This is a genomic window from Geodermatophilus sp. CPCC 206100, assembly GCF_048569675.1.
Lineage (GTDB): Bacteria > Actinomycetota > Actinomycetes > Mycobacteriales > Geodermatophilaceae > Geodermatophilus.
Genome location: NZ_JAQISV010000020.1, coordinates 18221 through 44401, shown reverse-complemented (window position 1 = coordinate 44401; position 26181 = coordinate 18221). Strand labels below are relative to the sequence as shown.

Genomic DNA, 26181 nt, shown 5'->3' with positions numbered 1-26181 from the left:
ACCCGCCCGTCACACGGACCGTCGATACTCACGGGGTGTCGGAAGCCACCGTCGACGTCGCTGACCTGCGCCACCACGGAGCGCCTGAGGGTGGCGGGGACGCCGCCGATGCCCCGCTGCGGGAGGACATCCGGCTCCTGGGCCGGGTGCTGGGCGAGGTGATCGGCGAGCAGTCAGGGGACGACGTCCTGCAACTGGTCGAGTCCACGCGCGTGGAGGCCTTCCGCGTCCGCCGCTCGGAGGTCGACCGCGCCGAGCTCGCCGACCGGCTCGGGGACCTCGACGTCCGCTCGGCCAACCACGTGATCCGGGCTTTCAGCCACTTCTCGGTGCTGGCCAACCTCGCCGAGGACATCCACCACCAGCGGCGCCGCCGCTACCACCGGCGCGAGGGCTCGCCACCGCAGCGCGGCAGCCTGGCCGCCACGTTCCTGCTCCTCGACGCCGAGCGGCTCGACCCCGACGTCGTCGCCCGGGAGCTCAGCGGGGCGCTCGTGTGCCCCGTCGTCACCGCGCACCCCACGGAGGTCCGGCGCCGGACGGTCTCCCGCGTGCAGCGTCAGGTCACCGAGCTGATCCGCCGCCGCGACCGGTCCGCGCCCGGCGAGGTGGACGAGGCCGAGTGGGCGGCCGAGCTGCACCGGGCGGTACTCACCCTGTGGCAGACCGCGCTGCTGCGGCTGTCCCGGCTGCGGCTGGCCGACGAGATCGACGAGGCGCTGCGCTACTACGAGCTGTCCCTGTTCGAGGTGGTCCCGGCGATCAACGCCGAGGTGCGCCGGGCGCTGCGGGAGCGCTGGCCGCACGCCGGGCTGCTGCCGCGGCCCATGCTGCTGCCCGGCTCGTGGATCGGCGGCGACCGTGACGGCAACCCGTTCGTCACCGCCGACGCCGTCCGCCGGGCCAGCACCCGGCAGGCCGAGACGGCGCTGGCCCACCACCTGGGCGAGCTGCTCGCGCTGCACGACGAGCTGTCGATCTCCGAGCGCCTGATCACGCCCACGCCGGAGATGGCGCACCTGGCCGAGATCTCCCGCGACGACTCGCCGTTCCGCGCCGACGAGCCCTACCGCCGCGCGCTGTACGGCATGCACGCGCGGTTGGCCGCGACCGCGAAGCGGGTCCTCGGATCGGTCCCCGGGCGGCCGCCGCACCACGAGCTCGAGCCCTACGACAGCCCCGACGAGCTGCTGGCCGACCTCGCCACCGTCGACACCTCCCTGCGCCGGCACGGCGCCGGCGCGCTGGCCGACGACCGACTGGCGCGGCTGCGGGAGTCCGTGGAGGTGTTCGGCTTCCACCTCGCCGGGCTGGACATGCGGCAGAACTCCGCCGTCCACGAGGAGGTCCTCGGCGAGCTGCTGGCGTGGGCCGGCGTCTGCCCCGACTACGCCGCCCTCGGCGAGGACGAGCGGGTGGCCCTGCTGGTCGGAGAGCTGCGGATGCGCCGCCCGCTGGTCCGGCCCGGTGCGCAGCTGTCCGAGCTGGCGCGCGGCGAGCTCGACCTGCTGGAGGCCGCCGCCGACCAGGTGGCGCTGCTGGGGCCGCGGGCGATCCCCAACTACGTCATCAGCATGTGCGAGTCGGTCAGCGACGTCCTCGAGGTCGCCGTCCTGCTCAAGGAGGTGGGCCTGCTCGACCCCGACGGCGAGGACGGCCCCAGCTGCCCGGTCGGCATCTCGCCGCTGTTCGAGACCATCGGCGACCTCCACCGCGCCGCGGACACGATGACCGCCGTCCTCGGCCAGCCGCTCTACCGCGCGCTGCTGGCGAACCGGGGGGACGTGCAGGAGGTCATGCTCGGCTACTCCGACAGCAACAAGGACGGCGGCTACCTGGCCGCCAACTGGGCGCTGTACCGGGCCGAGCTGGCCCTCGTCGAGGTGGCCCGCCGCGAGGGCATCCGGCTGCGGCTGTTCCACGGCCGCGGCGGCACGGTCGGCCGCGGAGGCGGCCCCAGCTACGACGCGATCCGCGCCCAGCCGCCCGGCGCGGTCGCGGGCGCGCTGCGGATCACCGAGCAGGGCGAGGTCATCGCCGCCAAGTACGCCGACCCCGACCTCGCCCGGCGCAACCTGGAGGCGATCGTCGCGGCCACCCTCGAGGCGACGCTGCTCGACGTCGAGGGCCTGGGCGAGGACGCCGAACCGGCCTACGAGCTGCTCGACGACCTCGCCGCCCGCGCGCAGCAGGCCTACCGGGCCCTGGTGCACGAGACCCCGGGCTTCGTCGACTGGTTCCGCGCGGCGACGCCGATCGGCGAGCTCGCCGAGCTGAACATCGGCAGCCGCCCGCCGTCGCGCAAGGCCGGGACCTCGATCGCCGACCTGCGGGCCATCCCGTGGGTGTTCAGCTGGTCGCAGGCCCGGATCATGCTGCCCGGCTGGTACGGCACCGGCACCGCGCTGGAGAGCTGGGTGGCCGGCGACGACGCGCGGCTCCACCGGCTGCGGGAGCTGCACCAGCGCTGGCCGTTCCTGCGCACGGTGCTGTCCAACATGGGCATGGTGCTGGCCAAGACCGACCTGGGCCTGGCCGCCCGCTACGCCGAGCTGGTGCCCGACGAGGAGCTGCGGCACCGGGTGTTCGACCAGATCACCGCCGAGCACGAGCGCACCTGCCGGATGCTCCTCGCGGTCACCGGCGACGACGGCCTGCTCGCCGACAACCCGTCGCTGGCCCGGTCGATCCGCAACCGGTTCCCCTACCTCGAGCCGCTGCACCACCTGCAGGTCGAGATGCTGCGCCGGCGCCGCGGCGGGGACGACGACGAGCTGGTCCGCCGCAACATCCAGCTGACCATCAACGGCATCGCGACGGCGCTGCGCAACAGTGGCTGATCAGCCGACGCCGGACGGCGGGCGGTACCGGCGGAGCAGCACCTCGGCGACCCAGGCGAGGACGCCGGCCGTGAACGCGCCGACGAGCACGACCGCCCACGGCGACAGGACGTCGGACGACAGGACGTCGGACCCGGCGACCGCCGCGTGTCCCACGAGGGCGTACACGCCCGCGAGGAAGAGGAGCGTCGCAGTGCCGACGTGCAACAGGTCGTCGGCCATCCGCCGGCGCAGCTCGGGCTCGCGCTCCGGGGTCTTCCAGTACCCGGGGTGCGGGACGTCGAGGTGCGCCAGGGAGATCCGGCCCACCCCTCGGCTCACGCCGCCAGCCTGCCGGCCCGCCCGCGGTGGACGGTGGTGAGCCCCGCGGTCGTGGACGCGGTGGTGGCGGCCGGCCCCCGGCTGGTGGCGGCCGCCGCCGCGCTCGGCCTGGCGCCGGCCGCGCTGGCCCCCGCCGTCAGCGACCCCGCCTACCGCGTCCTCGCCGGCAGCGACGGCGCGGCGGTGCTGTTGCGCCGGCAGTGGACGGTGGAGGGGACCCCGGAGGCCGTGGTGCTGGCCTCGGCCGGCCTCTCGCCCGACGCCCCGGCGGTGCTCGACACCGCGGCCGGCTGGGGGTGCGAGCGGGTGCGGGACCGGCCCGGCGGCCGCGGTGTCGTCGCCGTTCCGGAGCCACCGGTCACCGCACCCCTGGCCGAGCGGTTCCGGCACCTGGCGGCGCTGGCCGCCACCCGCGTCGAGACCGCCGTCGCCCTGGCCCGCGGCGCGGGGGAGGACCGCGTCAAGGGCGACGGCAGCCCCTCGCTGGCCGCCGACGAGGCCGCGCACGTGGCCGCCGTCGGCGTGCTCGGTGCGCTCGGGGTGCCGCTGCTCAGCGAGGAGCGGCCGGACCACCCGGTCGACCCCGCCGCGCCGTGGGTGGTGCTCGACCCGCTGGACGGCACCGGCAACTTCCGGGCCGGCCTGCCGCCGTGGGCCTTCTCCGCGGGGCTGGTGCAGGACGGCTGCCCGGTGGCCGGGGTCGTGGTCGACCTGTCGTCGGGCCGGCGCTGGTCGGGGGCCGTGGGTGCCGGTGTGGTCCGCGACGGGGTGCCGATCGCGCCGCGGGCGGGCGGAACGGTCGTCGTCCCCAGTGCTCCGCCCGGGTCGGCGGTCGCCGTTCCGGCCGGCGCCCGGCGGGTGCGGGTCACCGGCTGCACCGCCGTCGAGCTGTGCCTGGTCGCCGACGGGTCGGCCGGGGCGTGGCACGACTTGGACCGCAGCGGCACGCACGTGCACGACGTCGCCGGCGCGCTGGCCGTGCTCGCCGCCGCCGGGGGTGTGGCTCTGACCGCCGACGGCGAGCCGGTGCGGCTGCGGCCGGACACCGACACGCTGATCCGGTTCGTCGCCGCCGGCAGCGAGGCGGCCGCCCGGGAACTGCTGGGGTTCTTCGCACCGGCACCCGAGTCGTCCGGGGGCTGACGCCCGGGACCCCACCGAGGGGCGTCGGCGTTCCCGCGGGAACGCCCGGCAACCGCGGGCTGACCCGGCTCAGCGGGCCCGCGCGGCCGCCTCCCGCACCGCCGCCAGCAGCGACTCCCACTCGTGCAGCGTGGTGCGGGCGCGGCCGCGGGTGGCACCCAGCGCGACCTCCGCGGCGTCGATCGCCCGCCAGTCGTCCAGCAGCACCGGGTCCGTGCCGCGGGTGCGCAGCTCGGACACCAGGTCGTCGACCCCGCCGCCGCCCGGGCAGACCACTCCGGCGGCGACGTCGTCCAGCAGCGCGGCGACGGTCTCGCGGGCGTCGTGCTTGTTGGTGCCGACCACCCCGCTGGGGCCGCGCTTGATCCAGCCGGCGACGTACTCGCCGGGCGAGGTCCGCCCGTCGCGCAGGACCCGGCCGGCCTCGTTGGGCACCGTGCCGCGGCGTTCGTCCAGCGGCAGCTCCGGCAGCCCAGTGCCCCGGTAGCCGACCGAGCGCACCACCAGGTCGGCCGGCAGGAGGTCCACCTCGCCGGTGCCCGAGGCCCGGCCCTCCTCGTCGACGACGGTGCGCTCCACCTCGACGGCGGTCACCCGGTCCTCGCCGAGCAGCCGCACCGGCCGGGCGTGGAACCGCAGCCGCAGCGGCGTGCGCCCGGGCTCGAGGGTGTGCTGCGCCCACTCGCGGAGGACCGCGAGGTTGCGCGCGACGTGCCGCTCCTCGGCGGCTTGCTCCTCGGCGGCGGTGGCCGGCTCCAGGTCGGCCGGGTCCACCAGGACGGTGGCCTGGGCCAGCTCGTCCAGCTCGCGCAGCTCCTGCGTGGTGAACGTGGCGTGCACCGGCCCCCGGCGGCCGAGGATGGTGACCTCCTGCACGGGGGCAGCCGCGAGCGTGTCCAGCACGTGCTGGGGCATGTCGGTCGGCTCCAGCTCGGCGGGCGTGCGGGCCAGCACGCGGGCCACGTCGAGCGCCACGTTGCCCACCCCGACCACGACGACCGACCGGGCTCGGGCCAGCGCCGCCTCGACCTTGGCGCGGTCGGCGTCCGGGTGGCCGGTGTACCAGGAGACCAGCTCGGTGGCCGCGAGGCTGCCGGGGAGCTCCTCGCCCGGGATGGCCAGCTGGCGGTCCAGCGCCGCGCCGTAGGTGTAGACGACGGCGTCGACGGCGCGCAGCAGGTCGGTGCTGGAGATGTCGCGGCCCACCTCCACGTTGCCGACGAACCGCACCAGCGGGTGGTCCAGGGCCCGGTGCAGGGTGTCGCGGATGGCGCGCATCTTCGGGTGGTCGGGGGCGATGCCGTGCCGGACCAGCCCGAACGGCGTGGGCAGCCGGTCGATGAGGTCCACGGCCACGGGGACGGCGTCCTGCCGGCTCAGCGCCTCCGCGGCGTAGATCCCGGCCGGGCCGGCGCCGACGACGGCCACCCGCAGGGGCGGCAGGGGAGACGGGGGACCGGGGTCTACGTCGACCGACACGACAGGCATCCTGACCCGCCCGGGTGGGAATGCACCAGGCATCCGCCGCCCGTCCCCGCCCGAGGAGCAGCCCGTGCCCGTCGTCGTCGTCGCCACCATCAGCCCCCTGCCCGAGCACCGCGAGGCCGTCCGGGAGGCGGTGCTGACCGCGATCCCGCAGGTGCACGAGGAGGCGGGCTGCCAGCGCTACGCGCTGCACGAGGGGCAGGACGCGCGGCTGGTCATGATCGAGCAGTGGGAGAGCCCCGAGGCCCTCGCCGCCCACGGCAAGGGGCCGGCGCTCACCGAGCTGAGCCGGGCGCTCGAGGGCAAGCTCGCCGGCCGGTCGGACCTGCAGGTGCTGACCGCCGTCCCGGCCGGGGACGACGCCAAGGGCGCGATCTAGTCGCAGACGTGGTTGTGGTCCAAGCCCCGGTCGACGTACTGGGTGAGGACCACCTCGCCGCCGTCCACCAGCGGACTCCGGCGGCAGGTCGCCCGCGCGCCGGTCTCGTCGTCCGCGCCGGCCAGCCAGCTGTCGAGGTCGTACAGGACGCTGGTCCGCGGGACGTCGCCGACGATCCGGCGCCACTGTTGTCCGGTCGAGTACAGCCCCACCTCGGCTCCCCGGCCGGTCAGGTAGTCGGTCATGCCCTCCAGCACCGCGCGGTTGCGGTCCTGGGCGACGGGGGAGCCGTACTGCCAGGTGTTCATGGTCTCGACGTCGAGCCACCAGCGGTGCGCCGCCGGGTCGGGGTCGACGCCGGCCTGCTCGGCGGCCGGGCCGAAGAACGCCTCGACGTCGAGGTAGGCCCGCAGCCAGCCGTACCGCCACGAGCAGGCGGCGCTGTTGTCCCCGTCGCAGTGGCCGTGGGGGCTGTCCCCGGCCAGCGGCCAGGTGTGCACCAGGTCGAGCAGCTGGCCGGGGTTGGCGGTGTTCACGTAGAGCTGCAGCCCCGGTTGGCCGCGGCCCTCCCCGGTCGCCTCCTCCGCCCACGCCAGCTGCTCGGCCAGGCAGGGGTTGGCCCGGGTCGGCAGACCGCCGTTGACGCCGACGATGCCGAAGGCCGCGCGCTCGGGCAGGTCGGCGTCGCACTGCGGGTGGGAGACGTCGTAGCCGATGTCGGAGTCCTCGTCCGCGGCGGCCGCGGGGGCGCCGGCCAGCAGGCCGGCGCAGGCGAGCGCGGCGACCACGAGGGTGCGCAGCGATCTCGGCATCCGGCCACGATAACGACGAGGGGAGCCCGGGTCACTCACCCTCGCGGGGCACCCCCCGAGTTGGTCAGACCGCCTGGCAGACCGGGCACCAGTGGAGGTTGCGTCCCACCATCTCCTGGGTCCTGACCTCGGTGCCGCAGACCCGGCACGGCAGCCCGGTGCGCCGGTAGACGTAGTGCGCGTCCTCCCGCACCACCGCGCCGCGCCGGCGAGTGCGGTGCTCGGGGCGGGTGGTCACGATCCGCCCCATCCGCACGCCGGCGCGCAAGAGCACCACCAGGTCGGCCCACATCCGCGCCCACAGGTCGGCGTCGACCTCGCGGCCGGGGCGGAACGGCGAGACCCCGTGCCGGAACAGCAACTCCGCGCGGTAGACGTTGCCGACCCCCGCCAGCACCGACTGGTCCATGAGCAGGGCGCCGATGGCGGTGCGGCTGCCGCCGATGCGCCGGTGCGCCGCGGCCCCGCCCCGCGGCGACCGCAGCGGGTCCGGACCCAGCCGGGCGAGGATGCTCTCGACCTCGGGCTCGGCGAGCACCTCGCACGCGGTCGCGCCGCGCAGGTCGGTCCAGACGCCGCCGCCGTCCAGGCCCGCGCCGAGCCAGCGCATCCGCAGGGCGCCGCGCGGCGCGGGCGGGACGCCGGTCCCCGAGGTGTAGGTGCCGTAGAGCCCGAGGTGCACGTGCAGGGTGTCGGCGCCGAAGCAGGCGAACAGGTGCTTCCCGTAGGAGGTGACCTCGTCGAGGACCCGCCCGTCCAGCAGTGCCGCGCCCGCCGCGAACCGGCCCTGCGGGCTGCTCACGTGCACGGGGCGCCCGGCGAAGGCCAGCGACTGGTCCCGGGCCAGCCGGAACAGGGTGTGGCCCTCAGGCACGGCGCACCCGCTCGTAGCGGTCCAGGGCCACCCGGCGCTCCTCGGCGTGGTCGACGACCGGCAGCGGATAGCCCTCGGGGACGCCGTCCGGGCTGAGCCACGGCTCGTGCACGTACCGGGTCGGGACGTCGCGCAGCTCGGGCACCCACCGCCGGACGTAGGCGCCGTCCGGGTCGAACTGCTTCCCCTGCCGGACGGGGTTGAACACGCGGTAGTAGGGGGAGGCGTCCGTGCCGGTGCCGGCCACCCACTGCCAGCCGTGGTTGTTGCTCGCGAGGTCGCCGTCCACGAGGTGGGCCAGGAAGTGCCGGGCTCCGCGCCACCAGTCGACGTGCAGGTCCTTCACGAGGAACGACGCCACGATCATGCGGACGCGGTTGTGCACCCACGCCTCGCCGCGCAGTTGCCGCATCCCGGCGTCCACGATCGGGTAGCCGGTCCGCCCCTCCGCCCACGCGGCGAACCGCGCGTCGGCGTCCGGGCCGGTGTCGTAGGCCATCGCCCGCATGCGCTCGTCGAACGCCTCCCGGTGGGTCTCGGGGCGGTGCCACAGCACGTCGGCGTAGAACTCCCGCCAGGCCAGCTCGGTCGCGTAGGTCGCGGCCGACTCGCCCTCGACCCCGGCCAGGTCGGCCAGCAGGGTGCGCGGGTGCAGGCAGCCGTACTTGAGGTACGCCGACAGCCGGCTGGTGCCGTCGGTGCCCGGCGTGTTGCGGGTGTCGCGGTAGCCGGTCAGCCCCTCGTCCCGGAAACGCTGCCAGGCCGCCTGCGCCGCGGCCTCGCCGGCCGGGGGCAACCGGACGCCGTCCAGGGACACCGGCGGCGGGTCGTCGGACCGCACGCCGCCGGCCCAGGGCACCGAGCGTGGCCGCGGCGCCGGGTCGCGCCAGCCGTGTGCTCGCCAGGCCCGCGCGAAGGGGGAGAAGACGCGGAACGGCCGCCCGTCGGCGGTGGTGACCCGGCCGGGGGTCACCGCGTACGGCGACCCCGTGCGGACCAGCGGCACCTCGCCCAGCGCCCGCTCCACGGCGGCGTCGCGGCGCCGGCCGTAGGGGCCCGCGTCGGCCGAGACGTGCACGCTGTCCGCACCCACCTCAGCGGCGACCTCGGGGACGACCCGGGCCGGGTCCCCGGTGCGCAGCACCAGGGCGCCGCCGACCTCCCGGCCGAGGTCGGCCAGGCAGTCGAGCAGGAACCGGCGGCGCGGGCCGCCGGCGGGGTCCCACAGCCGGGGGTCGAGGACGAACAGCGGCAGGACGGCGCCCTCGGGACCGGCCGCCTCGCAGGCGGCCAGGAGCGCCGGGTGGTCGGCCAGCCGGAGGTCGCGGCGGAACCACAGGAGCGACGTCGACACCCGCGCAGACTAGGTTGTGCGCGATCGACTCGCAGGGTCAGTGGTCGGCGGTGGCCAGTCCGAAGTGCGGTCGGTCGGCCTCGGCGACGAGGTCGACCTCCTCGGGGTGCTGCTGGATGTAGTGGCGGACGAACGAGCAGTAGGGGAGCACGTGCAGCCCGCGCTCGCGGGCGGCCGCGAGGACGCCCGCGACGAGCGCCTTGCCGATGCCCTGGCCGCCGACGGCGGGGTCCACCTCGGTGTGCGGCAGAGCCATGGTGCCGTTCTCGACGTGGTAGCTGGCCAGGCCCACGACCCGGTCGCCGAGCAGGACCTCGAAGCGCCCGTGATCCGGGACGTCGACCACGCTGGTCTCCATGTTCGTGCCCACCTCCGCTCGCTCCGGCGCCGTTGCCGGAGTTCGTCATGCGTACAGAGACGGTAACGCCTCGGAGCCCCCGAGGGTTTCGCCGCGCCGGGTGTCACCCCGTCGGGGGCGGGGTCCCGGCGGGTCCGCTGCTGGATCTCTTGACGCGGGCCATCGGTAAGCGGAGGCTGACCGTTCGTGGACGCTTACCGAGATGCCGAGGGGTGGACCGCCCTCGGTGACCCGACCCGGCGCGCGATCGTCGCGTGCCTGGCCGAGCGTCCCCGCGCGGTGGGCGAGCTGGCCGCGGAGCTGCCCGTGAGCCGACCCGCGGTGTCGCAGGCCCTCAAGGTGCTCAAGGACGCGGGGCTGGTGACGGAGAAGGCGGCGGGCACCCGCCGGATCTACCGGCTGAACCCCGTGGCGGTCGCTGCCCTTCGGGACCAGCTCGACACCTTCTGGAGCCGGGCGCTCGCCGCGTACGGAGACGTCGTCGAACGAGGAGCGGAGGACAGGTCATGACGCAGACAGCGGCCACGGTGGTCCGTCGGCAGATCGTGGTGCGAGCGCGCGTCGAGGAGGCGTTCGCCGTCTTCACGGGCCGCTTCGGTGACTTCAAGCCACCGGAGCACAACATGCTCGCGGTCCCCATCGCCGAGACCGTCTTCGAGCCGCGGGTCGGCGGTTCCATCTACGACCGCGGCACCGACGGCAGCGAGTGCCGCTGGGCCCGTGTCCTGGTCTACGAGCCGCCGCACCGCGTCGTGTTCAGCTGGGACATCGGCCCGACCTGGCAGGTCGAGGCCGACGCGGGGAACACCAGCGAGGTCGAGGTCCGGTTCGTCGCCGAGACGCCGGAGCGCACGCGGGTCGAGCTGGAGCACCGCGGGATCGACCGGCACGGCCCCGGCTGGGAGGCCGTCAGCGACGGGGTCGGGCACGACCAGGGCTGGCCGCTCTACCTCGACCGCTACGCCGCGCTGTTCGCCGCCGGCGGCTGACGGGCGGTTCAGGGCCGCGGGTTGGTCCGGGTCCAGCCGCGGTCGTCCCGCCGGGCACCCTGCGCCGCGCGGCAGCGGCGGCACACGTCCTGCACGCCCTCGGCGTGCCGGCCCGACTCCGGCTGGACGTCGGCCCAGGTCACGTGCGGGAAGCGGGCCAACCGGGACCGGCTCAGCGACAGTCCGCAGACGGTCTCGTTGCGCCCGCGCTCCCAGGCGTGCACCTCGCCGGCCGGGTAGCGGATGCCGTCGTCGGGGTCTCTCCACTGGTCCGCGGCCGCCACCGCCGCGTTGCGCACAGCCATGTCGGCAGTGGTACCCGCGGACCGGCGGACCGCACCGGCGCGCCGGGCCGGGCCGGCGGCCGAGGACGCCCGCGGCCCCGGACGGCTTCCCAGGCCCCCGGCACGGGGTCTAGGACCTCACCCATGACCACGAGACGCGGGTTCCTGCTGGGGGCCGGGGCGGGTGCGGCCGGGATGGCGGTGGGGGCCGTCGGCGGCGTCCTCGTCACGAGCGGCGAGGACGAGGCGCGGCGCCGGGCGACCGCGAGTGCCCAGCAGCGCTTCCTGGAGGCCGGAGGCGCCGCGGACGAGGGTGAGGGGGTGGCCCGGCTCGGCACCCGCCGCGTGGTCTGGAACACCACGGTCACCGAGCCGGTCGCGGCGATCACCTTCGACGACGGGCCGACGCCGGAGTACACCCCGCGCATCCTGGACGCGCTCGACCAGGCGGGGGTCACGGCGACGTTCAACGTGATGGGCTGGAACGGCGTCCACCACCCCGACGTGCTGCGCGACGTGGTGGCCGCGGGCCACGAGATCGGCAACCACACCTGGACCCACCGGGACCTGACGTCGCTCACCCAGGAGCAGACCCGGGACGAGCTGGTGCGCTGCAAGGACGAGGTCGAGGCCCTCCTCGGGCAGCCCTTCACCAGCTTCCGGCCACCGCGCGGCGAGCTCACCGGCTTCGCGCTGCGCATCGCCGCCGAGCTCGGCTACGACACCTTCATCTGGTCGGTCACGCGCGGGCCGGGGGACAAGAAGCAGGTCGCGGAGATCGGCGACTACATGGGGCAGACGGTCGCGGCCGGCGACGTCCTCGGTCTGCACGACGGCATCGGCCGGGGGACGTTCGACCCGCAGGCGGCCTTCGCGGTGGCGCTGGCCGAGCGACGCGACCTGGAGGTGCGGGCGCTGCCGTCCGCGCTGCAGCAGATCGCCGACCGCGGGATCGCGCTGATCAGCGCGAACCGGCTGCTCGAGCGCAGCGTGACCGAGCCGATCGGGGGAAGCGCGCCACCGGCGCCGAACGGCGACTGAGGCGGCCTCAGACCCGGACGACCACCCCGCGGCGCAGCAGCGCGGCGCAGACCGCCCAGACCACCGCGACCGACAGCACCGGGTAGACCCAGGCGGAGACGACCGCCCCGGCGACCGAGCTCACCCACGCGTCGACGGCCGGCTGGACCCCGTGCGACAGGACGGCGCGGAACACGACCTCGGAGAACACGAACGCGACGATGGCGTTGAGCCCCAGCACCTCGAACGGCCGGAACGGGCGCGCCAGGCCGCGCTGGTCGACCAGCCAGTGCAGGACGGCCAGCGCCAGCAGCGCGATCCCGCCGGTGACCAGCACGAACGACGGCGACCACAGCCGCTTGTTGACCGGCACCACCTCGGCCAGCGCCAGCCCGCCGGCCAGGAGCGCGGCACCGCCCGCGGTGAGCCGGACGAGCGCGGGCCGCCCGGCGCCGGACTGCAGCGCCCGCCCGGCGAGCACGCCGAGGAACACGGTCACCGCGCCGGCCAGGTAGCCGTGCGGCGCCTCGGCGGAGAAGGGCACGCCGAGCGCGGCGTCCACGGTGTGCCCCCACGACCGGTCGGGCTCGTCGCCCCCGGCCACCGTGGCCACGCTCATTGCGACCAGCAGCGCAGCGGCGGTGGCCACCTGCGCCGGGCGGGGCAGCCGCAGCAGCAGCCAGCACAGCAGGTAGGCGCCCGCGATGTGGCCGAGCACGCCCACCCCGGCGGTGGCCGACCCGTACTTGACCGTCACGACCAGCCAGCCCAGGACGGCCAGCTTGACCACCCGCGTCAGCGCCGGTCGCGGCCGGTCGGCCCGCCGGGAGAACGGCACCGACACGCCGACCACGAGCAGGAAGACCGGGAAGACGACGTCGGCGACGTGCAGCCCGTTCCAGGCCGCGTGCTCCAGCTGGTCGGGGATCGCGCCGTTGCCGCGGTTGTCGACGACGAGCATCCCGACGACGGCGAGACCCCGCAGCACGTCGACCCCGCGCAGCCGCGGCCGGGGACGCGCGGACCCCGGCTGCTCGGCCGGCGGGGCGACCGCCCGACGGGCTGCCGCCGGACGCGTCGTCATGCACCCACGGTAGGACCGGCACCGCTGGGTGGCCCCGAGAGGATTCGAACCTCCGACACACGGTTCAGGAATGCGTCTCGTGGCTGAGTGGCACAGTCGGCCGAGCTTGCCGGCTGAGAGGCCGGTTGTGGAAAGCGGTCAGGGGTGTGGAGGGCGCAACAACGGAGCGGCTGGCTCCTCCGCTGACGGTGGCCATCAGCAGCGAACTGGAGGACGGCGGCTGAGCTGCTGACCTTGCAGGAGGCGGCGGTCGTTCTCCGCACACCGGTGGCCACGCTGCGCTACTGGCGGCATCTCGGTGTTGGCCCGGACGGCTTCCGCCTCGGCCGCCGCGTCGATGGACCTGATCTCGAACGGGTGCCGCTACGGCGGGCAGAACGACCCGCCTTCCACGAGCGCGTGCAGGGCGGGCTGCGTTCAGGGCGTGTCTGGCCCGGTCAGGGCGTGCAGCAGGCATCGGCTCCCTCCGGAGTGAGGGCCGCGAGCGTTGCGAGCAGTTTGACGGGACCGGCGAGGGCCTCGCAGCACATGGAGTAGACGTTGCTGCGGCCTCTGGGCGTCATGGTGACCAGCCCCTGCTCGCGCAAGGGGGCGAGGTGGTGGCTGACGAGCGTCTGACTCATCCCGCTCAGCTCGGTGAGCTCACGGACTGATCGTGGACCCTCGGCCAGGAGTAGCAGTAGATGCAGCCGGTTCGGATCCGACAGGGCCTTGAGCTGCGGAGCGAGCAGGCGAGCCCGGTCGGCAGCGGAGGTGGACCCCTCAGGGTCGAGGAGGCGGACGTCGAGCTCCTGGCGCATGCCGGGAGTATGACATGCCGGGGTTGTTATCAACAGTGCCTACTGTTACGTTGCCTCCATAGACAGGCGTCGAACTGCTCGAGGAGTGGATCGGGATGCAACCGGTGGACCCCAACCTGCCCGTCGTCGTCATCGGAGCCGGCCCTGTCGGGCTCGCTGCGGCCGCCCACCTGCTGGAGCGCGGACTGGAGCCCCTGGTGCTCGAGGCCGGCGACCACGTCGGCGCGGCCATCCGCGAGTGGGGCCACGTGCGCCTGTTCTCCCCGTGGCAGTACGACGTCGACGCAGCCGCACAGCGCCTCCTCGAGGCCCAGGGCTGGGAGTCGCCCGATCGCGACGAACTCCCGACCGGGGCCGAGTTGGTCGAGTCCTATCTGGCTCCCCTGGCGGCGACGCCGCAGCTGGCGGGGCGCATCCAGACGAGCACCCGGGTGCTCGCGGTCAGTCGCCAGGGCGTCGACAAGACCCGCACCGTCGGTCGCGAGGGCAGGCCCTACGTGGTGCGATCGGTGCGCGACGGACAGGTCGTGGACATCGTCGCCCGTGCGGTGCTCGACGCCTCGGGAACATGGGGCAGGCCGAACCCGCTCGGCGCCGCCGGGCTGCCGGCCATCGGGGAGGATCGGGTCGATGCCTGGTTGGCCGGCCCCTTGCCCGACGTTCTCGGGGTCGACCGCAAGCGCTTCGCCGGACGCCACACGCTCGTCGTGGGCATGGGGCACTCGGCGGCCAACACGCTGCTCGCGTTGGTGCAGCTGCGCGAGGAGGAGCCGGGCACGGAGATCACCTGGGCCATCCGCGGTCGCTCGCCGGCGCGCCTCTACGGCGGAGGAGACGCCGACGGCCTGCCCGCCCGCGGCCTGCTCGGCTCGACGCTGAAGGAAGCCGTCACCGGTGGTGCGGTGACGCTCGTCCGCGAGTGCACGATCACTTCCCTGGCCCCGCCGGCCGATGGGACCGGACGGGTCACGGTTGCTGGCACCGGGCGTGATGGGGCGTCGATGAGCCTCCAGGTCGACACCGTCGCGGCGGCAACCGGTTTCCGACCCGACCTCGAGATGCTGCGCGAGGTACGCCTGAGCCTCGATCCCGGCGTCGAGGCCCCGTCGGCGCTGGCGCCGCTGATCGACCCCAACTCCCACTCCTGTGGCACCGTGCCGCCCCACGGTGAGGCGCTGCTCGCCCACCCTGACGAGGGCTTCTACATCGTGGGCATGAAGTCCTACGGACGCGCGCCCACGTTCCTGCTGGCCACCGGCTACGAGCAGGTCCGCTCCATCGCTGCGGCCCTCGCCGGCGACACCGAGGCCGCCTCTCGGGTAGAGCTCGCTCTGCCCGAGACGGGGGTCTGCTCCACCGACCTCGGTGCAGCCGAGGCAGCCGAGGCGGCGAGCTGCGGCACCGGGGGAGTGGGCTTCGCCACCGGCTCGGAGCACGGCTACTCGGCCGAGGAGCCGGCGCCTAGGAACAACTGTTGCGGCAGTGCGCCGGCGCCGGTGTCGGTGTCGGTGTCCTCGCCCTCCTGTGGGGGCTGAGCGTCGAGGCGTGGGATCAGCGCGGGCCGTCGCGGCGGGCGCCGGGAGTTCTCGGCCCTCGCCGCGGCGGGCGTTGATCGGCCTGTGCATCACCCAGGTGACCAGCTGGGGTGTCCTCTACTACGCCTTCCCGGTCGCCCTTGCCTCGATCACCGCCGACACCGGCTGGTCGGCAACGGCGGCCACTGCAGCCTTCTCGGCCGGCCTGGTGGTCTCCGCCCTCGCCGGCATCCCGGTGGGGCACTGGCTGGACCGCCACGGCCCGCGTCGGGTGATGACAGGTGGCTCCCTGCTCGCCGTGCCCTCGGTCGTCGGCATCGCGCTGGCGCCGAACTACGCGGCCTTCCTGATGGCCTGGCTGGTGGCTGGGGCTGCCATGGCCGCGGTCTTCTACCAGGCGGCCTTCGCGGCGCTCACCCGCTGGTACGGCGACCGCCGAGTCAAGGCGCTGACCGCCCTCACCCTCGTCGCCGGCCTGGCCAGCCCGCTCTTCGCGCCGCTGACCAACGCGCTCCTCGGGCGACTCGACTGGAGAGGGACGTACCTGGTGCTCGCGGTGATCCTCGCCGTCGTCACCGTCCCCCTGCACGTCGTCACGCTCGGAGCGCCCTGGGCCACCGAGTCGCATCCCAGCGGCGTCGACCGTCCGCGAGCGCATCGTGTTCCCCGTGAGGTGCGTAGTCGCGAGTTCCTGACCCTGTCGGCAGCGCTCACTCTGACCGCCTTCGGCCTCTGTGCGACCAGCCTGACGGTGATCCCCCTGCTCACCGGCCGAGGCTTCTCCGCCTCGCTGGCAGCCACCACCCTCGGGCTCCTCGGCGCCGGCCAGTTGCTCGGCCGGATCGCCTACGGCCCGCTCAGTGCCCGCACCTCACCGACCGGTCGCACAGTGGCCTTGATCGGCGCCTCGGCGCTGACCATCGGGCTCCTCGGAGCCCTCCAGGGGCCAGCCATGGCCCTCGTCGCCGCAGCGGTGGCTCTGGGTGCCGCGCGCGGCGCCTGCACGCTGCTGCAGGCCACCGTCGTTGCCGACCGCTGGGGCACCGCCCGCTACGGCACGCTGTCAGGCTTGTTCACCGCACCCATCACCGCCGCGACGGCACTCGCACCGTGGGCCGGAACCGCCCTGGCCGAAGCCATGGGCAGCTACGCCGCCGTGTTCGGGCTGCTCGCCGGCCTCGTCGTCGTGGCCGCAGCGCTGGCCTGGAGAGGATCGGCGCGAGCGGCCGCCACCGCTCGAGTCAGTCGCCGCTGACCGCGATCCCGAGGTCGAGGGCGAGTTCTCGCACGCGAGCAGCGATGTCGTTGCGCACGAGGCACAACCGCTCGAGGCCTTCGATGCCGCGCTCCGACGGTTCGTCGGTGACCCAGCGCTCGACGTGCGTGCCGGCGACCTCGGGGACTTGCGCCTCGGAACCCAGGATGACCACGAGGTCAGCGTCACGCGGTGCATCGTCGGTGAGCTGCTCGGGGTGCTCTCCAGCGATGTCCACTCCGACCTCGGCGAGAGACTGCACCGACAGCTCGTCGAGCGCAGGCTCGGTCTCGGTGCCCGCCGAGGCGACCTCTACGGCGTCGCCGACGTGGTCCGACATCAGGCCGGCCGCCATCTGGGACTCACCTGCGTTGCTCACACAGACGAACAGGACAGGAGCCTCGGCGTGGCACGCATCAGGCGTGAGCGCTCTCAGGGCTCCCCAGCTCGGCGAGGAGGCCACGGATCCGGGTCTCGATCTCGTCGCGGATCGGACGCACCGACTCCACGCCCCTGCCGGCGGGATCTTCCAGTGCCCAGTCCAGGTAGCGCTTGCCGGGGAAGATCGGGCAGGCGTCGCCACAGCCCATGGTGATGACGACGTCGGAGGCCTCGACGGCCTCGGTGGTGAGCACCTTGGGGTGCTGGTCGGTGATGTCGATGCCGACTTCGGTCATGGCCTGGACGGCGGCGGGGTTGATCCGGTCGGCGGGCAGCGAGCCGGCGGAGCGCACCTCGACGGCATCTCCGGCGAGGTGTCGCAGCCAGCCGGCGGCCATCTGGGAGCGGCCGGCGTTGTGCACGCAGACGAAGAGGACGCTGGGCTTGTCAGACACGGTGGGCCTCTCGATCGAGACGTCGTCGGTAGACCGGCTCAGGCCGGTGTGATGGCGGGGTGGAGCTCGGCCAGGAGCGCACGGACACGGGTGTCGATGTCGGCACGGATGGCACGCACTTCGCCGAGTGAGAGTCCGGCGGGATCGCGGACCTGCCAGTCCAGGTAGCGCTTGCCGGGATAGACGGGGCATGCATCGCCGCACCCCATGGTCACGACCACGTCGGCGGCTCGGACCACGTCGTCGGTCAGCGGCTTGGGGAACTCCTCGCCCAGGCTGATGCCGACCTCGGCCATGGCGGCGACGACGGCGTCGTCGATGCTGGCCATCGGCTGGGAGCCGGCCGAGCGCACGTGCACGCGGTCGCCGCCGTGGAGGGCCATGAGAGCGGCCGCCATCTGCGAGCGCCCGGCGTTGTGCACGCAGACGAAGAGGGTCTCGCACACGTCGCTGTCGATGGCGCCCTTGGCCTGGGCGAGGGCGGTGAGGCGCTCGGTGGCGAAGCGCTCGGTCAGCACCGGGAGGTGCGTGGTGACCGTGGAGGTGCGGGCCAGCGCGGTGTAGGACTCGACGACGTAGCGGTCGATCGTCTCTCGGGTGAAGATCCCGGGAAAGCGGGCGGCGAGCTGATCGGCCAGGCGGTGGAGGGTCGCCTCGGGCGTCAGCAGGCCGTAGACGGCCTGGGGCTGGTCGGTCATCGGGTGCTCCTCACAGCATCGGGGACGGTCGGGTCGCCGGGGAAGAAGCGCCGGGCGGCCCACAGGGCGACGTAGACGAGCGCGACGAGGACCGGGACCTCGATGAGGGGCCCGACGACGCCGGCCAGTGCCTGGCCGGAGGTGACGCCGAAGGTGCCGATCGCGACGGCGATGGCGAGCTCGAAGTTGTTGCCCGCTGCCGTGAAGGCCAGCGTCGCAGTCTTCGCGTAGCCGAGGCCCAGGCGCATCCCGAGCAGGAAGCTGCCGCCGAACATCAGGAAGAAGTAGGCCAGCAGCGGCAGCGCGATCCGCGCGACGTCCCAAGGCTGTGAGGTGATCGCGTCGCCCTGGAGGGCGAAGAGCATGACGATGGTGAAGAGCAGTCCGTAGAGGGCGATCGGGCCGATCTTCGGCAGCACCCGGGTCTCGTAGTACTCCCGCCCGCGGGCCCGCTCGCCGAGGGTCCGGGTGAGGAAGCCGGCGACCAGTGGGATGCCGAGGAAGACCAGGACGCTGAGCACGATGGCCCAGACGCTGAACTCCGCCGAGGTCGTCGACAGGCCGAGCCAGCCCGGGAGCACCTGCAGGTAGAACCAGCCCAGGGCGGCGAAGGCGAGGATCTGGAACACCGAGTTGATGGCGACCAGGACCGCGCCCGCCTCGCGGTCGCCGCAGGACAGGTCGTTCCAGATCAGCACCATCGCGATGCAACGGGCGAGGCCCACGATGATCAGCCCGGTGCGGTACTCGGGCAGGTCCGGCAGCAGCAGCCAGGCGAGGGCGAACATCAGTGCCGGGCCGATCAGCCAGTTGAGCAGCAGGCTGGCGGCCAGCAGCTTGCGGTCGCCGGTCACGCGGTCCAGCTCGGAGTACCGGACCTTGGCCAGCACCGGGTACATCATCAGCAGCAGACCGACGGCGATCGGCAGGCTGACGTCGCCGACCTTCACGGCGTCGAGAGCCTCGTCGAGGCCGGGGATGAGGCGGCCCAGCAGCAGACCCGCGGCCATGGCGGCGATGATCCAGACCGCCAGGAACCGGTCGAGGGTCGACAGGCGCTGCAGGACCGGGGCGTCGAGGCCGGTGCCGGGACGGGCGGTCTCGCCCACGGTGTCGCTCATGCGCTCGCACCAGCCAGGCTGGCCGAGGTGAACAGGTTGGCCACCGCCGAGAGCGCCTCGGAGCGGACGGAGTAGTAGACCCACACGCCGCGCTTCTCGCGATCCACGATGCCGGCCGAGTGCAGCACCTTCAGGTGGTGGCTGATCGTGGCCTGGGTGAGGTCGAAGGCCTCGTTGAGGTCGCACACGCACGCCTCACCGGCCTGTGCGGAGGCGATCAGACTGACCAGGCGCAGCCGCACCGGGTCGGCCAGGGCCTTGAGGAGGGGAGTGACCTGCTCCGCCTGCTCCTCGCTCATCGCGGTGCCGGCTGACGGGGTGCAACAGGCGACACCGGGGCCGTTCATCGTCTCGTGCGCTTCGCCAGTCATCGACGAGGATGGTAGTGATACCTGTCGATGCGATGGTCGTCGATGAGTGAACACCGGCTGAACACCCAGTCGAGGCGGCCGAAGTGGCTCATCGTGACGCTGAGGGCATCCAGCGCAGCATCGACGTCCTCGGCGGTCACACGAGACGCGAGATCTTCCGGAGGACGTCGGCACGGTTCACCGAGCTGATCGTCGCGTCGTTGCACGAGGCTGCTCGAGCTCCGAACATCGGCGCCGGGCTCGTTGTTGATGAGAGCCAGCAGGGCAGAGGCGTCGAGGACGATCACCTGCCGATCGAGCCGTCCTCGACTGCAGCTTCCAGGCGCCGTTCAGCGATCAGCTTGCCGGCGAGGCCCATCTGGTCGCCGGCGGCCTCCCTGAACCGTTGCCGGAGGCGCGTCAGCGGGGTCAGGTGTCGAGGACGTGCCACTCCGACCCGGGACGCGCCGCAGTGTCGAGCGTGCCCAACTCACGAGGTCGGTGCGGGCGTGGCTCTGATGTGGGTGCTTCACCTACGGTCACGCGGTGAGCGCGGAGCCGGCGATCAGTGCTTCGTCCAAGGCTGGGCCGGGCGCGGGGCCGCGACGTTCGCCGGCGGCTGCCTCTCTCACCGGTGCTGGCGTCGGCATCCTCGGCGGGATGGTCGGCCTGGGCGGGGCCGAGTTCCGCCTCCCCTTGCTGATGGGCCTGTTCGGCTTCGTCGCGCTGCAGGCAGTCATCCTGAACAAGGCGATGAGCCTGGTGGTGGTCACGACAGCGCTGCCGGCCCGACTGCTCGGCGTGCCCTACAGCGACGTCGCGGAACACTGGACGGTGGCGGCCAACCTGCTCGCCGGAAGCCTGATCGGCGCGTGGGTCGGTGCGAGCTGGGCGACCAGAAAGGCGTCGCGCACGCTCTCTCGCGTCCTCGCCGTCCTGCTGGTGCTCATCGCCGCAGCGCTGCTCGTCACTCATCTCGGCTCGTTCGACCCGCTGGACCTCGCGCCGGTGGTACGCATCCAGGTCGGCGTCGTCGTCGACGCGGTGCTCATCCCGCTGCTGGGACTGCTGCTCGTCTGGTCCGCGATCGAGGTGTGGAGCCACCGGTAGGCCTCGCGAGCCCGAAGATCGAGGTACGGCTTCCTCGGGTCTGGCGCGCGACGCTCGTGCGCTGGTCCGGGGCCCGTCCAGCCGCTCCTCCAGACCAGCTGACGAGCCGCCGACCTGCGTGTTCAGTTGTGGCCCCGAGAGGATTCGAACCTCCGACACACGGTTTAGGAAACCGTTGCTCTATCCCCTGAGCTACGGGGCCGAGCGCACCGCCGAGACGGCCGGGACGCCGGGCCCATCCTGGCACGTCGCCGTTGCGGGCCGGTCGGCGCGCCGCGGACCGCACCACGGGCGCCGCAGCTGGCTACCGTCGGGGCATGGTGGTGCTGCTCGCCGAGCTCACCCTGCTGGTGCTGGTGGCCGGGCTGCTCGTGTACGCGCTGGGCGTGTGGTCGGCGCGCCCGGCCGGTGCCGCCCGCCTGCCCGCGCGCCGTCGCGCCGAGCTGGCCGCGGCCGTCGCGCAGGCCCGCTGGACCCCCGCCCACGACGAGGTGGACGGGGTCACGCGGGTGCTGCTGCGCCGGTCCTACACCGGTCTCGACGGGCTGCCGGTGGTGCTGGAGGAGCGAGTGCTCGAGACCTTCCCGGCCGCGGACCCGGCCTGGGAGTCCCGGTTCACCGAGTCGATGTCGCGCGCGCGGTTCCGCTGCTCCTACCTGAACGCAGAGGAACGACCGGGCTGACCGCCCGCTCCGCCGCCTGCTCGACCAGCCGGACGATCGTCTTCGGCCGGTCGGACTGCGGCGCGTGCCCGGCCAGCAGCAGCGGGGAGAAGCGCGACCCCGGGATCAGCGGCAGGTAGCGCACCGTCTGCCCGGACGCGATCCAGTCGGCGGTGCCCTGGACGAGGGTGACCGGGCAGTCGATGCGGCCCAGCCCGCGCGGGACGTCGAGCATCAGCCCCCAGAACAGGGTGCGCCAGAAGTCACGCGAGTCGGCGAACCCCTCGCGGGCGCCGATCGCCTCCTCGGGCGACGTCGTCCACGGCGTGGCCTTGAGCGGCGCCAGCACGGCCGCCCGGCCGGGCGCGGTGCGGGACAGCGGCTCGATCAGCGGGGCCACGGTCCGCAGGACGACCCGGGCGGCGCCCATGCCGACGCCCTGGAACAGGCGCTCGGGGAGCACGTTGAGCCCGGACGGCGCGATCGCGACCACCGAGGCCGCCCGGCCGCGCCGCGCCAGCTCCAGCGCCACCCGCGCGCCGAGGGAGTTGCCGAGCACGTGCACCCGGCTGACGCCTTCCGCGTCGAGGGTGCGCTCGACCGCGTCGGCGATCGCCGGGACCCTCGGCCGCTCGGCCAGGGCGGGCGAGCGGCCGACGCCCGGCAGGTCGACGTTCAGGACGTCGAAGCGCTCGGTCAGCTGGGGGAGGACGCCGGTGAAGTCGCGGCGGGAGCTGCCCATGCCGTGGAGCAGGAGGAGGGGCTCACCGGAGCCGGAGCGGTCGACGTGGAGCAGTGCGGTCACTTCCTCCCAGTACCCGGGCAGGCAACGGCCGTGGCGTGAGTCCTGTCACGCCACGGCCGCAGGGTGCGGTGCACCCCTGCTGAGCTCGGGATCAGCGACCCGCGCCGACCGGTTCGGGCCGGCCGGTGCCAATCCGGGACAGCCCCACCGACAGCGCCACGGCGACGACGATCCCGATCAGCGGCGGGATGCCGATGCCGAGCTCGCCGCTGAGCCACGCCAGGAAGGCGGCCACCGCGTAGGCGAGCAGGTTCGGCCACCGCACGGCCGGCGGGACGGTCCCCGACGGGATGCCGCGGCGCCAGCGGGCGAGGAAGTCGCCGATGATGACGCCGCCCAGCGGCGGGATGAACGTCCCGAGCAGCACCAGGTAGTCGACCAGGTGGTTCTGCACGCCGGTGAGGGCCAGCACGGTGGCGATCACCGACCCGCCGATGACGAACGGTGCCTTGCTCGGCCGGTCGAACAGCTCCGCGCCGGCCACGCCGAAGGCGTAGGCGGTGTCGGCGTTGCTCTTCCAGAGGTTGCCGAACAGCAGCACCAGGCCCCAGCCGACCAGCCCGAGCTGGTACAGCACCAGGACGAAGTCCCCCTCGCCGAACGTCAGCGCCCCGACCGCGCCGAAGAAGATCATCAGCCCGTTGCCGATGAGGAAGCCGATGACGCAGGCCCACACCGCGTGCGAGCCGCGGCGGGCGAACCGGGTCCAGTTCGGTGCCTGGGTGCCGGCGGAGACGAACGTGCCCACGACGGTGGTGATGGCCACGGCGATCGCCATCGACGTCGTCGGCTGGACGTCGGCCAGGCCGGCGAAGCCGCCCACCTCCTGCAGCGACCGGGCGAGCACCCAGAACGCCAGGATGAGGATCAGCGGCGTGGAGACCAGCGACACCCAGTACATGCCGTGGTAGCCCCAGTAGGCCGTCGCGCACATGAGCGCGCTGGTCACGACCATCACCGCGGCCCGGGCCCCGTAGGAGTCCCAGCCGGTCGCCTCGGCGGTGAGGTCGCCGATGGTCCCGACGACGACGGCGTACCAGCCGATCTGGGTGCCGCCCAGCAGGATCGAGGCCAGCTTCGCGCCGCGCGAGCCCAGCGTGTAGCGGGACATCACCACGGTGGTCAGCCCGGTCCGCGCGCCGATCCAGCCCATCACCGCGACGTAGGTCCCGAGGATCGCCGAGCCGGCGAGGATGACCAGGAGCAGGTCCCCGAAGCCGAACGCCGGGCCCAGGGCCGCGCCGGCGAGCATCGTCGGGGTGAAGACGGTGAAGCCGAGCAGCACGACCGCCACGGAGAAGAACGACTTCCGGGCGTGCGCCGGGACGGGGGTGACCGGGTAGTCCGGGTCGACGACGCCCGCGTCGGTCGCCGGGGTCGCCGCGCGGTCGGGCGCGGTCACGACTCCTCCCCGATGTCCTCGAGCCACAGCTCCGGCCGCTCGGCGAGCATCCGCTCCATGAGCGCGATGCACTCGGCGTCGTCCAGGACGTCGACCTGCACGCCCTTCGACCGCAGCAGCTCCTCCGACGCCTGGAAGGCGCGGTTCTCGCCGATGACGATCCGCGGGATGTCGTAGAGCAGCGCCGTCCCCGCGCACATGAAGCAGGGGGAGAGCGTCGTGTAGAGGGTGCTGCGGCGGTAGACCGACGCCGGCAGCCGCCCGGCCTGCTCGATGCAGTCGGTCTCCCCGTGCCGGATGGCACTGCTCATCTGCACGCGCCGGTTGCGGCCGACGGCCAGCACGCGGTCGCCGTCCACCAGCGCCGCGCCGATCGGGACGCCGCCTTCTTCCCAGCCGATCCGCGCCTGCTCGACGGCGAGGCCCAGGAAGAACCGGTCGCGTGCCGCGGGGTCGAGGTCGGGCGGGACGGTGGGCAGGTCCGCTGTGGTCATGGGTCCTCCAGGCGAGGCGGGCGGGGGGCGGGTCGGGGGTCAGCGAACTCGTGCGGGACCGCGCACGACAAGGGGCGTCGTGTCCGGTCCGGTCGGCCTGCGGCTTGACGTGGTGTCCCGCGCTCCGCACGCTGCATCCCCGTGCTGCCCACCGTCTCCGAGGTCCTCCAGCTGCCGGCGGTCCGCGCCGCCGACCCCGTGGTGCTGGCGGGGGACCCGGACGCCGCCGTCGTCCGCTGGGTGCACTCCTCCGAGGTGTACGAGATGGGCGGGCTGCTGGCCGGGGGCGAGCTGCTGCTGACCACCGGCCTGGGCCTGCACGGCCGGTCGGCGCAGCAGGTCGTCGACTACGTCGAGCGGCTGGCCGACGCGGGGTGCGCGGCGCTGGCGCTGGAGGTGGGGCGCACCTTCTCCGTCGTCCCGCCGGAGCTGGTCGACACGGCCCGACGGCGGGACGTCGTCCTGCTGGCGCTGCGCGAGGTCGTGCCGTTCGTGCGGATGGTCGAGGACTTCGCCGACCTGCTGCTGCGCCGGAAGCTCTCCTGGCGGCACGCCGGGGAGCCGGTCTGGCAGGAGCTGCTCGGGCTGGTGGTCTCCGGGCAGGGGCTGGCCGGGCTGCTCGACGCGGTGGCCCGGCTGGCCGACTGCCCCGCCGAGCTGGTCGACGTCGACGGCCGGGTGGTGGAGCGCAGCCGCCTGCCCGGCCAGGCGCACCCGACCGACCGCACGGTGGCGGAGGTCCGCGGGCCGCACGGGCCGGTCGGCCGGCTCGTGCTGCTGGGCCGGCGCACCGCCCGCCGGACGGGAGTCGCCGACCGGGCCGCGGTCGCGGTCGCGCTGGAGCTCGGCCGGCACCCCGACGTCGGCTCGCGGCCCTCGCTGGCGCAGGCGGTGGTCACCGACCTCGTCGCCGGCGTCCTGGTGTCGGAGGGGGAGCTGCGGGCCCGCCTGGCCGCCGCCGGGTGGGTGCCGGCGACCGGCGTGCCGGTCCTGGTGGTCGCGGTCGAGTTCGACCGCCGGACCCCGGCCAGCGAGGCCGTGCCCGCGGTCCGGCAGGCCGCCGAGGAGGTCCTGGGGCAGTGCCTGGTCGGGGCGGCGGGGAGCGCCGTGCTGGTGCTCGCCCGCGGCTGGCCGCGGTCGGCGCTCCGGCGGCAGCGGGAGGCGGTCGCCGCCCTGCGCGCCCGGCTGTGCGCGGGGCCGCTCGCCGCCGCGATCCGCACCGTCGGCGTGGCCGACGCGGGCGAGGCGCTGGCCGACGTCCCGTCCGCCGTGGCCGAGGCGCGCGAGGTGGTGGCACTCAGCCGGCGCATCGGCAGCCGGGAGCCGGTCGTGCTGGCCCGGGACGTCGCCATCCACCGGCTGCTGGCGACCGGCGTGGCGCCGGGAGAGGTCACCCGGTTCGTCGCCGGGCAGCTCGGCCCGCTGGTCGACCACGACGCCGCGCACGGCACCGAGCTGCTGCGGACCCTCGACGCGCACCTGGCGACCGGGCTGAGCAAGACGCGGACCGCGGAGCTGCTCGGCATCCGGCGCCAGTCGCTCTACGCCCGGCTCGACCGGATCGAGCAGCTGCTCGGCGCCCCGGTGGAGGACCCCGCGCAGCACGTCGGCCTGGGCGTGGCCCTGGCCGCCTGGCGGCTGCGCACCGGGCTGGACCCGCAGGCGGTGCCCGGGGTCACCCGCGGCTGAGGCGACTGGGCAGGATGGGGGCATGGGACAGGTCGTCGCCACCGCCGAGCGGGTGGTCCGGGCACCGGCGGAGCGGGTGTTCCCCGCGCTCGCGGACTACACCGAGACCCGCCGCCGGGTGCTCCCCGAGCAGTTCAGTGACTACCGCGTCGAGGCCGGCGGTCAGGGTGCGGGCACCCGCGTCGCCTGGCGGTTCGCCGCCACCTCCAAGCGGGTGCGCGACCAGGTCGTGGAGGTGGCCCAGCCCGACGCCACGACGCTCGTCGAGCGCGACACCCGGTCGTCGATGGTGACCACGTGGACCGTCCACCCGGCCGACGCCGGGCTGACCACGGTGCGGGTGCGCACCACCTGGACCGGCGCCGGCGGCATCGGCGGCTTCTTCGAGCGCACGTTCGCGCCGAAGGGGCTGCGCCGGGTGTACGAGGACCTGCTGGGTCGGCTCGAGCGCGAGCTGTCGGCCGGCTGAGCCGGCGGCGGC

General features: G+C 74.3%; 30 protein-coding genes, 1 tRNA gene and 1 pseudogene. 13 read left to right on the top strand and 19 right to left on the bottom strand.

Annotated features, from left to right (window positions below):
- The first annotated feature begins 35 nt into the window (after positions 1–35).
- On the top strand, positions 36–2840 hold the full coding sequence (gene ppc, locus PGN05_RS11390) for a phosphoenolpyruvate carboxylase (protein WP_419752653.1): 2805 nt from the start codon (positions 36–38) through the stop codon (positions 2838–2840).
- On the opposite strand, the gene PGN05_RS11385 is transcribed toward ppc, so the two are convergent.
- A complete protein-coding gene (locus PGN05_RS11385) occupies positions 2841–3161 on the bottom strand; it encodes a hypothetical protein (RefSeq protein WP_419752652.1) in 321 nt (106 codons plus the stop codon). It lies immediately after the preceding gene.
- 36 nt (positions 3162–3197) lie between these two features.
- On the opposite strand from PGN05_RS11385, the gene PGN05_RS11380 reads away from it, so the two are divergent.
- Positions 3198–4304 carry an inositol monophosphatase family protein gene (locus PGN05_RS11380; protein ID WP_419752651.1) on the top strand — a complete coding sequence of 369 codons (1107 nt, stop codon included), beginning with the start codon at positions 3198–3200 and terminating at the stop codon, positions 4302–4304.
- Positions 4305–4373: 69 nt separating this feature from the next.
- Here the strand turns inward: PGN05_RS11380 and PGN05_RS11375 are convergent, their stop codons facing one another.
- Positions 4374–5792: an FAD-dependent oxidoreductase gene (locus PGN05_RS11375; protein WP_419752650.1), complete on the bottom strand. Its 1419-nt coding sequence runs from the start codon at positions 5790–5792 to the stop codon at positions 4374–4376.
- Between the two features lie 64 nt (positions 5793–5856).
- On the opposite strand from PGN05_RS11375, the gene PGN05_RS11370 reads away from it, so the two are divergent.
- On the top strand, positions 5857–6168 hold the full coding sequence (locus PGN05_RS11370; protein WP_419752649.1) for a putative quinol monooxygenase: 312 nt from the start codon (positions 5857–5859) through the stop codon (positions 6166–6168).
- Here the strand turns inward: PGN05_RS11370 and PGN05_RS11365 are convergent.
- The 4 genes from PGN05_RS11365 to PGN05_RS11350 form a co-directional block, all read right to left on the bottom strand.
- Positions 6165–6980: a hypothetical protein gene (locus tag PGN05_RS11365; RefSeq protein WP_419752648.1), complete on the bottom strand. Its 816-nt coding sequence runs from the start codon at positions 6978–6980 to the stop codon at positions 6165–6167. The genes PGN05_RS11370 and PGN05_RS11365 overlap by 4 nt on opposite strands.
- 64 nt (positions 6981–7044) lie before the next feature.
- Positions 7045–7854 carry an Fpg/Nei family DNA glycosylase gene (locus tag PGN05_RS11360; RefSeq protein WP_419752647.1) on the bottom strand — a complete coding sequence of 270 codons (810 nt, stop codon included), beginning with the start codon at positions 7852–7854 and terminating at the stop codon, positions 7045–7047.
- Positions 7847–9208, bottom strand: a complete 1362-nt coding sequence (locus PGN05_RS11355; protein WP_419752646.1) for a cryptochrome/photolyase family protein — start codon at positions 9206–9208, stop codon at positions 7847–7849. Before PGN05_RS11355 ends, PGN05_RS11360 begins: the two co-directional genes overlap by 8 nt.
- A gap of 37 nt (positions 9209–9245) precedes the next feature.
- The gene (locus PGN05_RS11350; protein ID WP_419752645.1) at positions 9246–9566 is read right to left on the bottom strand and encodes a GNAT family N-acetyltransferase; all 321 of its coding nucleotides are present in this window, start codon (positions 9564–9566) and stop codon (positions 9246–9248) included.
- A gap of 186 nt (positions 9567–9752) precedes the next feature.
- Between PGN05_RS11350 and PGN05_RS11345 the strand changes: the two genes are divergently transcribed.
- A complete protein-coding gene (locus PGN05_RS11345; RefSeq protein WP_419752644.1) occupies positions 9753–10076 on the top strand; it encodes an ArsR/SmtB family transcription factor in 324 nt (107 codons plus the stop codon).
- Positions 10073–10555: an SRPBCC family protein gene (locus PGN05_RS11340; RefSeq protein WP_419752643.1), complete on the top strand. Its 483-nt coding sequence runs from the start codon at positions 10073–10075 to the stop codon at positions 10553–10555. The genes PGN05_RS11345 and PGN05_RS11340 overlap by 4 nt, the downstream gene beginning before the upstream one ends.
- A gap of 8 nt (positions 10556–10563) precedes the next feature.
- Here the strand turns inward: PGN05_RS11340 and PGN05_RS11335 are convergent, their stop codons facing one another.
- The gene (locus PGN05_RS11335; protein ID WP_419752642.1) at positions 10564–10860 is read right to left on the bottom strand and encodes a hypothetical protein; all 297 of its coding nucleotides are present in this window, start codon (positions 10858–10860) and stop codon (positions 10564–10566) included.
- Between the two features lie 123 nt (positions 10861–10983).
- On the opposite strand from PGN05_RS11335, the gene PGN05_RS11330 reads away from it, so the two are divergent.
- Positions 10984–11880: a polysaccharide deacetylase family protein gene (locus PGN05_RS11330; protein ID WP_419752641.1), complete on the top strand. Its 897-nt coding sequence runs from the start codon at positions 10984–10986 to the stop codon at positions 11878–11880.
- A 7-nt stretch (positions 11881–11887) separates the two neighbouring features.
- On the opposite strand, the gene PGN05_RS11325 is transcribed toward PGN05_RS11330, so the two are convergent.
- Complete coding sequence (locus PGN05_RS11325; protein WP_419752640.1) at positions 11888–12943, bottom strand: heparan-alpha-glucosaminide N-acetyltransferase domain-containing protein; 1056 nt, start codon at positions 12941–12943, stop codon at positions 11888–11890.
- 225 nt (positions 12944–13168) lie between these two features.
- Between PGN05_RS11325 and PGN05_RS11320 the strand changes: the two are divergent.
- Positions 13169–13279 (top strand): annotated as a pseudogene (locus PGN05_RS11320) (DNA-binding protein); the annotation flags it as partial.
- Positions 13280–13380: 101 nt separating this feature from the next.
- On the opposite strand, the gene PGN05_RS11315 reads toward PGN05_RS11320, so the two are convergent.
- Positions 13381–13743: an ArsR/SmtB family transcription factor gene (locus tag PGN05_RS11315; protein ID WP_419752639.1), complete on the bottom strand. Its 363-nt coding sequence runs from the start codon at positions 13741–13743 to the stop codon at positions 13381–13383.
- Positions 13744–13838: 95 nt separating this feature from the next.
- Between PGN05_RS11315 and PGN05_RS11310 the strand changes: the two genes are divergently transcribed.
- Positions 13839–15278, top strand: coding sequence for an FAD-dependent oxidoreductase (locus PGN05_RS11310; protein WP_419752638.1), 1440 nt, complete (start codon positions 13839–13841; stop codon positions 15276–15278).
- Between the two features lie 73 nt (positions 15279–15351).
- Entirely contained in the window at positions 15352–16533 is a 1182-nt protein-coding gene (locus PGN05_RS11305) for an MFS transporter (RefSeq protein ID WP_419752637.1), read from the top strand.
- On the opposite strand, the gene PGN05_RS11300 is transcribed toward PGN05_RS11305, so the two are convergent.
- The 6 genes from PGN05_RS11300 to PGN05_RS11275 are packed head-to-tail and all read right to left on the bottom strand — an operon-like array spanning position 16520 to position 19846.
- Positions 16520–16924: a low molecular weight phosphatase family protein gene (locus PGN05_RS11300; protein WP_419752719.1), complete on the bottom strand. Its 405-nt coding sequence runs from the start codon at positions 16922–16924 to the stop codon at positions 16520–16522. The two genes, PGN05_RS11305 and PGN05_RS11300, sit on opposite strands and share 14 nt — an antisense overlap.
- A gap of 25 nt (positions 16925–16949) precedes the next feature.
- The gene (locus tag PGN05_RS11295; protein ID WP_419752636.1) at positions 16950–17369 is read right to left on the bottom strand and encodes an arsenate reductase ArsC; all 420 of its coding nucleotides are present in this window, start codon (positions 17367–17369) and stop codon (positions 16950–16952) included.
- A 38-nt stretch (positions 17370–17407) separates the two neighbouring features.
- A complete protein-coding gene (locus PGN05_RS11290) occupies positions 17408–18067 on the bottom strand; it encodes a three-helix bundle dimerization domain-containing protein (RefSeq protein WP_419752635.1) in 660 nt (219 codons plus the stop codon).
- Positions 18064–19188 carry an ACR3 family arsenite efflux transporter gene (arsB, locus tag PGN05_RS11285; RefSeq protein WP_419752634.1) on the bottom strand — a complete coding sequence of 375 codons (1125 nt, stop codon included), beginning with the start codon at positions 19186–19188 and terminating at the stop codon, positions 18064–18066. Before arsB ends, PGN05_RS11290 begins: the two co-directional genes overlap by 4 nt.
- Positions 19185–19559 carry a metalloregulator ArsR/SmtB family transcription factor gene (locus PGN05_RS11280; protein ID WP_419752633.1) on the bottom strand — a complete coding sequence of 125 codons (375 nt, stop codon included), beginning with the start codon at positions 19557–19559 and terminating at the stop codon, positions 19185–19187. Before PGN05_RS11280 ends, arsB begins: the two co-directional genes overlap by 4 nt.
- Positions 19556–19846 (bottom strand): hypothetical protein, encoded by a 291-nt coding sequence (locus PGN05_RS11275; RefSeq protein WP_419752632.1) that lies wholly within the window; start codon positions 19844–19846, stop codon positions 19556–19558. Before PGN05_RS11275 ends, PGN05_RS11280 begins: the two co-directional genes overlap by 4 nt.
- Positions 19847–20084: 238 nt before the next feature.
- Between PGN05_RS11275 and PGN05_RS11270 the strand changes: the two genes are divergently transcribed.
- Positions 20085–20648, top strand: coding sequence for a TSUP family transporter (locus PGN05_RS11270; RefSeq protein WP_419752631.1), 564 nt, complete (start codon positions 20085–20087; stop codon positions 20646–20648).
- A gap of 129 nt (positions 20649–20777) precedes the next feature.
- Here PGN05_RS11270 and PGN05_RS11265 read toward each other — a convergent pair.
- Positions 20778–20850: transfer RNA gene (locus tag PGN05_RS11265), tRNA-Arg, on the bottom strand.
- Positions 20851–20965: 115 nt separating this feature from the next.
- On the opposite strand from PGN05_RS11265, the gene PGN05_RS11260 reads away from it, so the two are divergent.
- Positions 20966–21331 (top strand): hypothetical protein, encoded by a 366-nt coding sequence (locus PGN05_RS11260; protein WP_419752630.1) that lies wholly within the window; start codon positions 20966–20968, stop codon positions 21329–21331.
- On the opposite strand, the gene PGN05_RS11255 is transcribed toward PGN05_RS11260, so the two are convergent.
- The 3 genes from PGN05_RS11255 to PGN05_RS11245 all read right to left on the bottom strand — a co-directional run bounded on the left by PGN05_RS11255 (position 21264) and on the right by PGN05_RS11245 (position 24011).
- On the bottom strand, positions 21264–22115 hold the full coding sequence (locus PGN05_RS11255; protein ID WP_419752629.1) for an alpha/beta fold hydrolase: 852 nt from the start codon (positions 22113–22115) through the stop codon (positions 21264–21266). The genes PGN05_RS11260 and PGN05_RS11255 overlap by 68 nt on opposite strands.
- A gap of 91 nt (positions 22116–22206) precedes the next feature.
- On the bottom strand, positions 22207–23517 hold the full coding sequence (gene codB, locus PGN05_RS11250; protein WP_419752628.1) for a cytosine permease: 1311 nt from the start codon (positions 23515–23517) through the stop codon (positions 22207–22209).
- Positions 23514–24011, bottom strand: a complete 498-nt coding sequence (locus PGN05_RS11245) for a nucleoside deaminase (protein ID WP_419752627.1) — start codon at positions 24009–24011, stop codon at positions 23514–23516. Before PGN05_RS11245 ends, codB begins: the two co-directional genes overlap by 4 nt.
- Positions 24012–24152: 141 nt before the next feature.
- Here PGN05_RS11245 and PGN05_RS11240 point away from each other — a divergent pair, with 141 nt between their 5' ends.
- Both PGN05_RS11240 and PGN05_RS11235 read left to right on the top strand, forming a co-directional pair.
- Complete coding sequence (locus PGN05_RS11240; protein WP_419752626.1) at positions 24153–25700, top strand: PucR family transcriptional regulator ligand-binding domain-containing protein; 1548 nt, start codon at positions 24153–24155, stop codon at positions 25698–25700.
- A 22-nt stretch (positions 25701–25722) separates the two neighbouring features.
- Positions 25723–26169: an SRPBCC family protein gene (locus PGN05_RS11235; RefSeq protein WP_419752625.1), complete on the top strand. Its 447-nt coding sequence runs from the start codon at positions 25723–25725 to the stop codon at positions 26167–26169.
- The last annotated feature ends 12 nt before the right edge of the window (positions 26170–26181 follow it).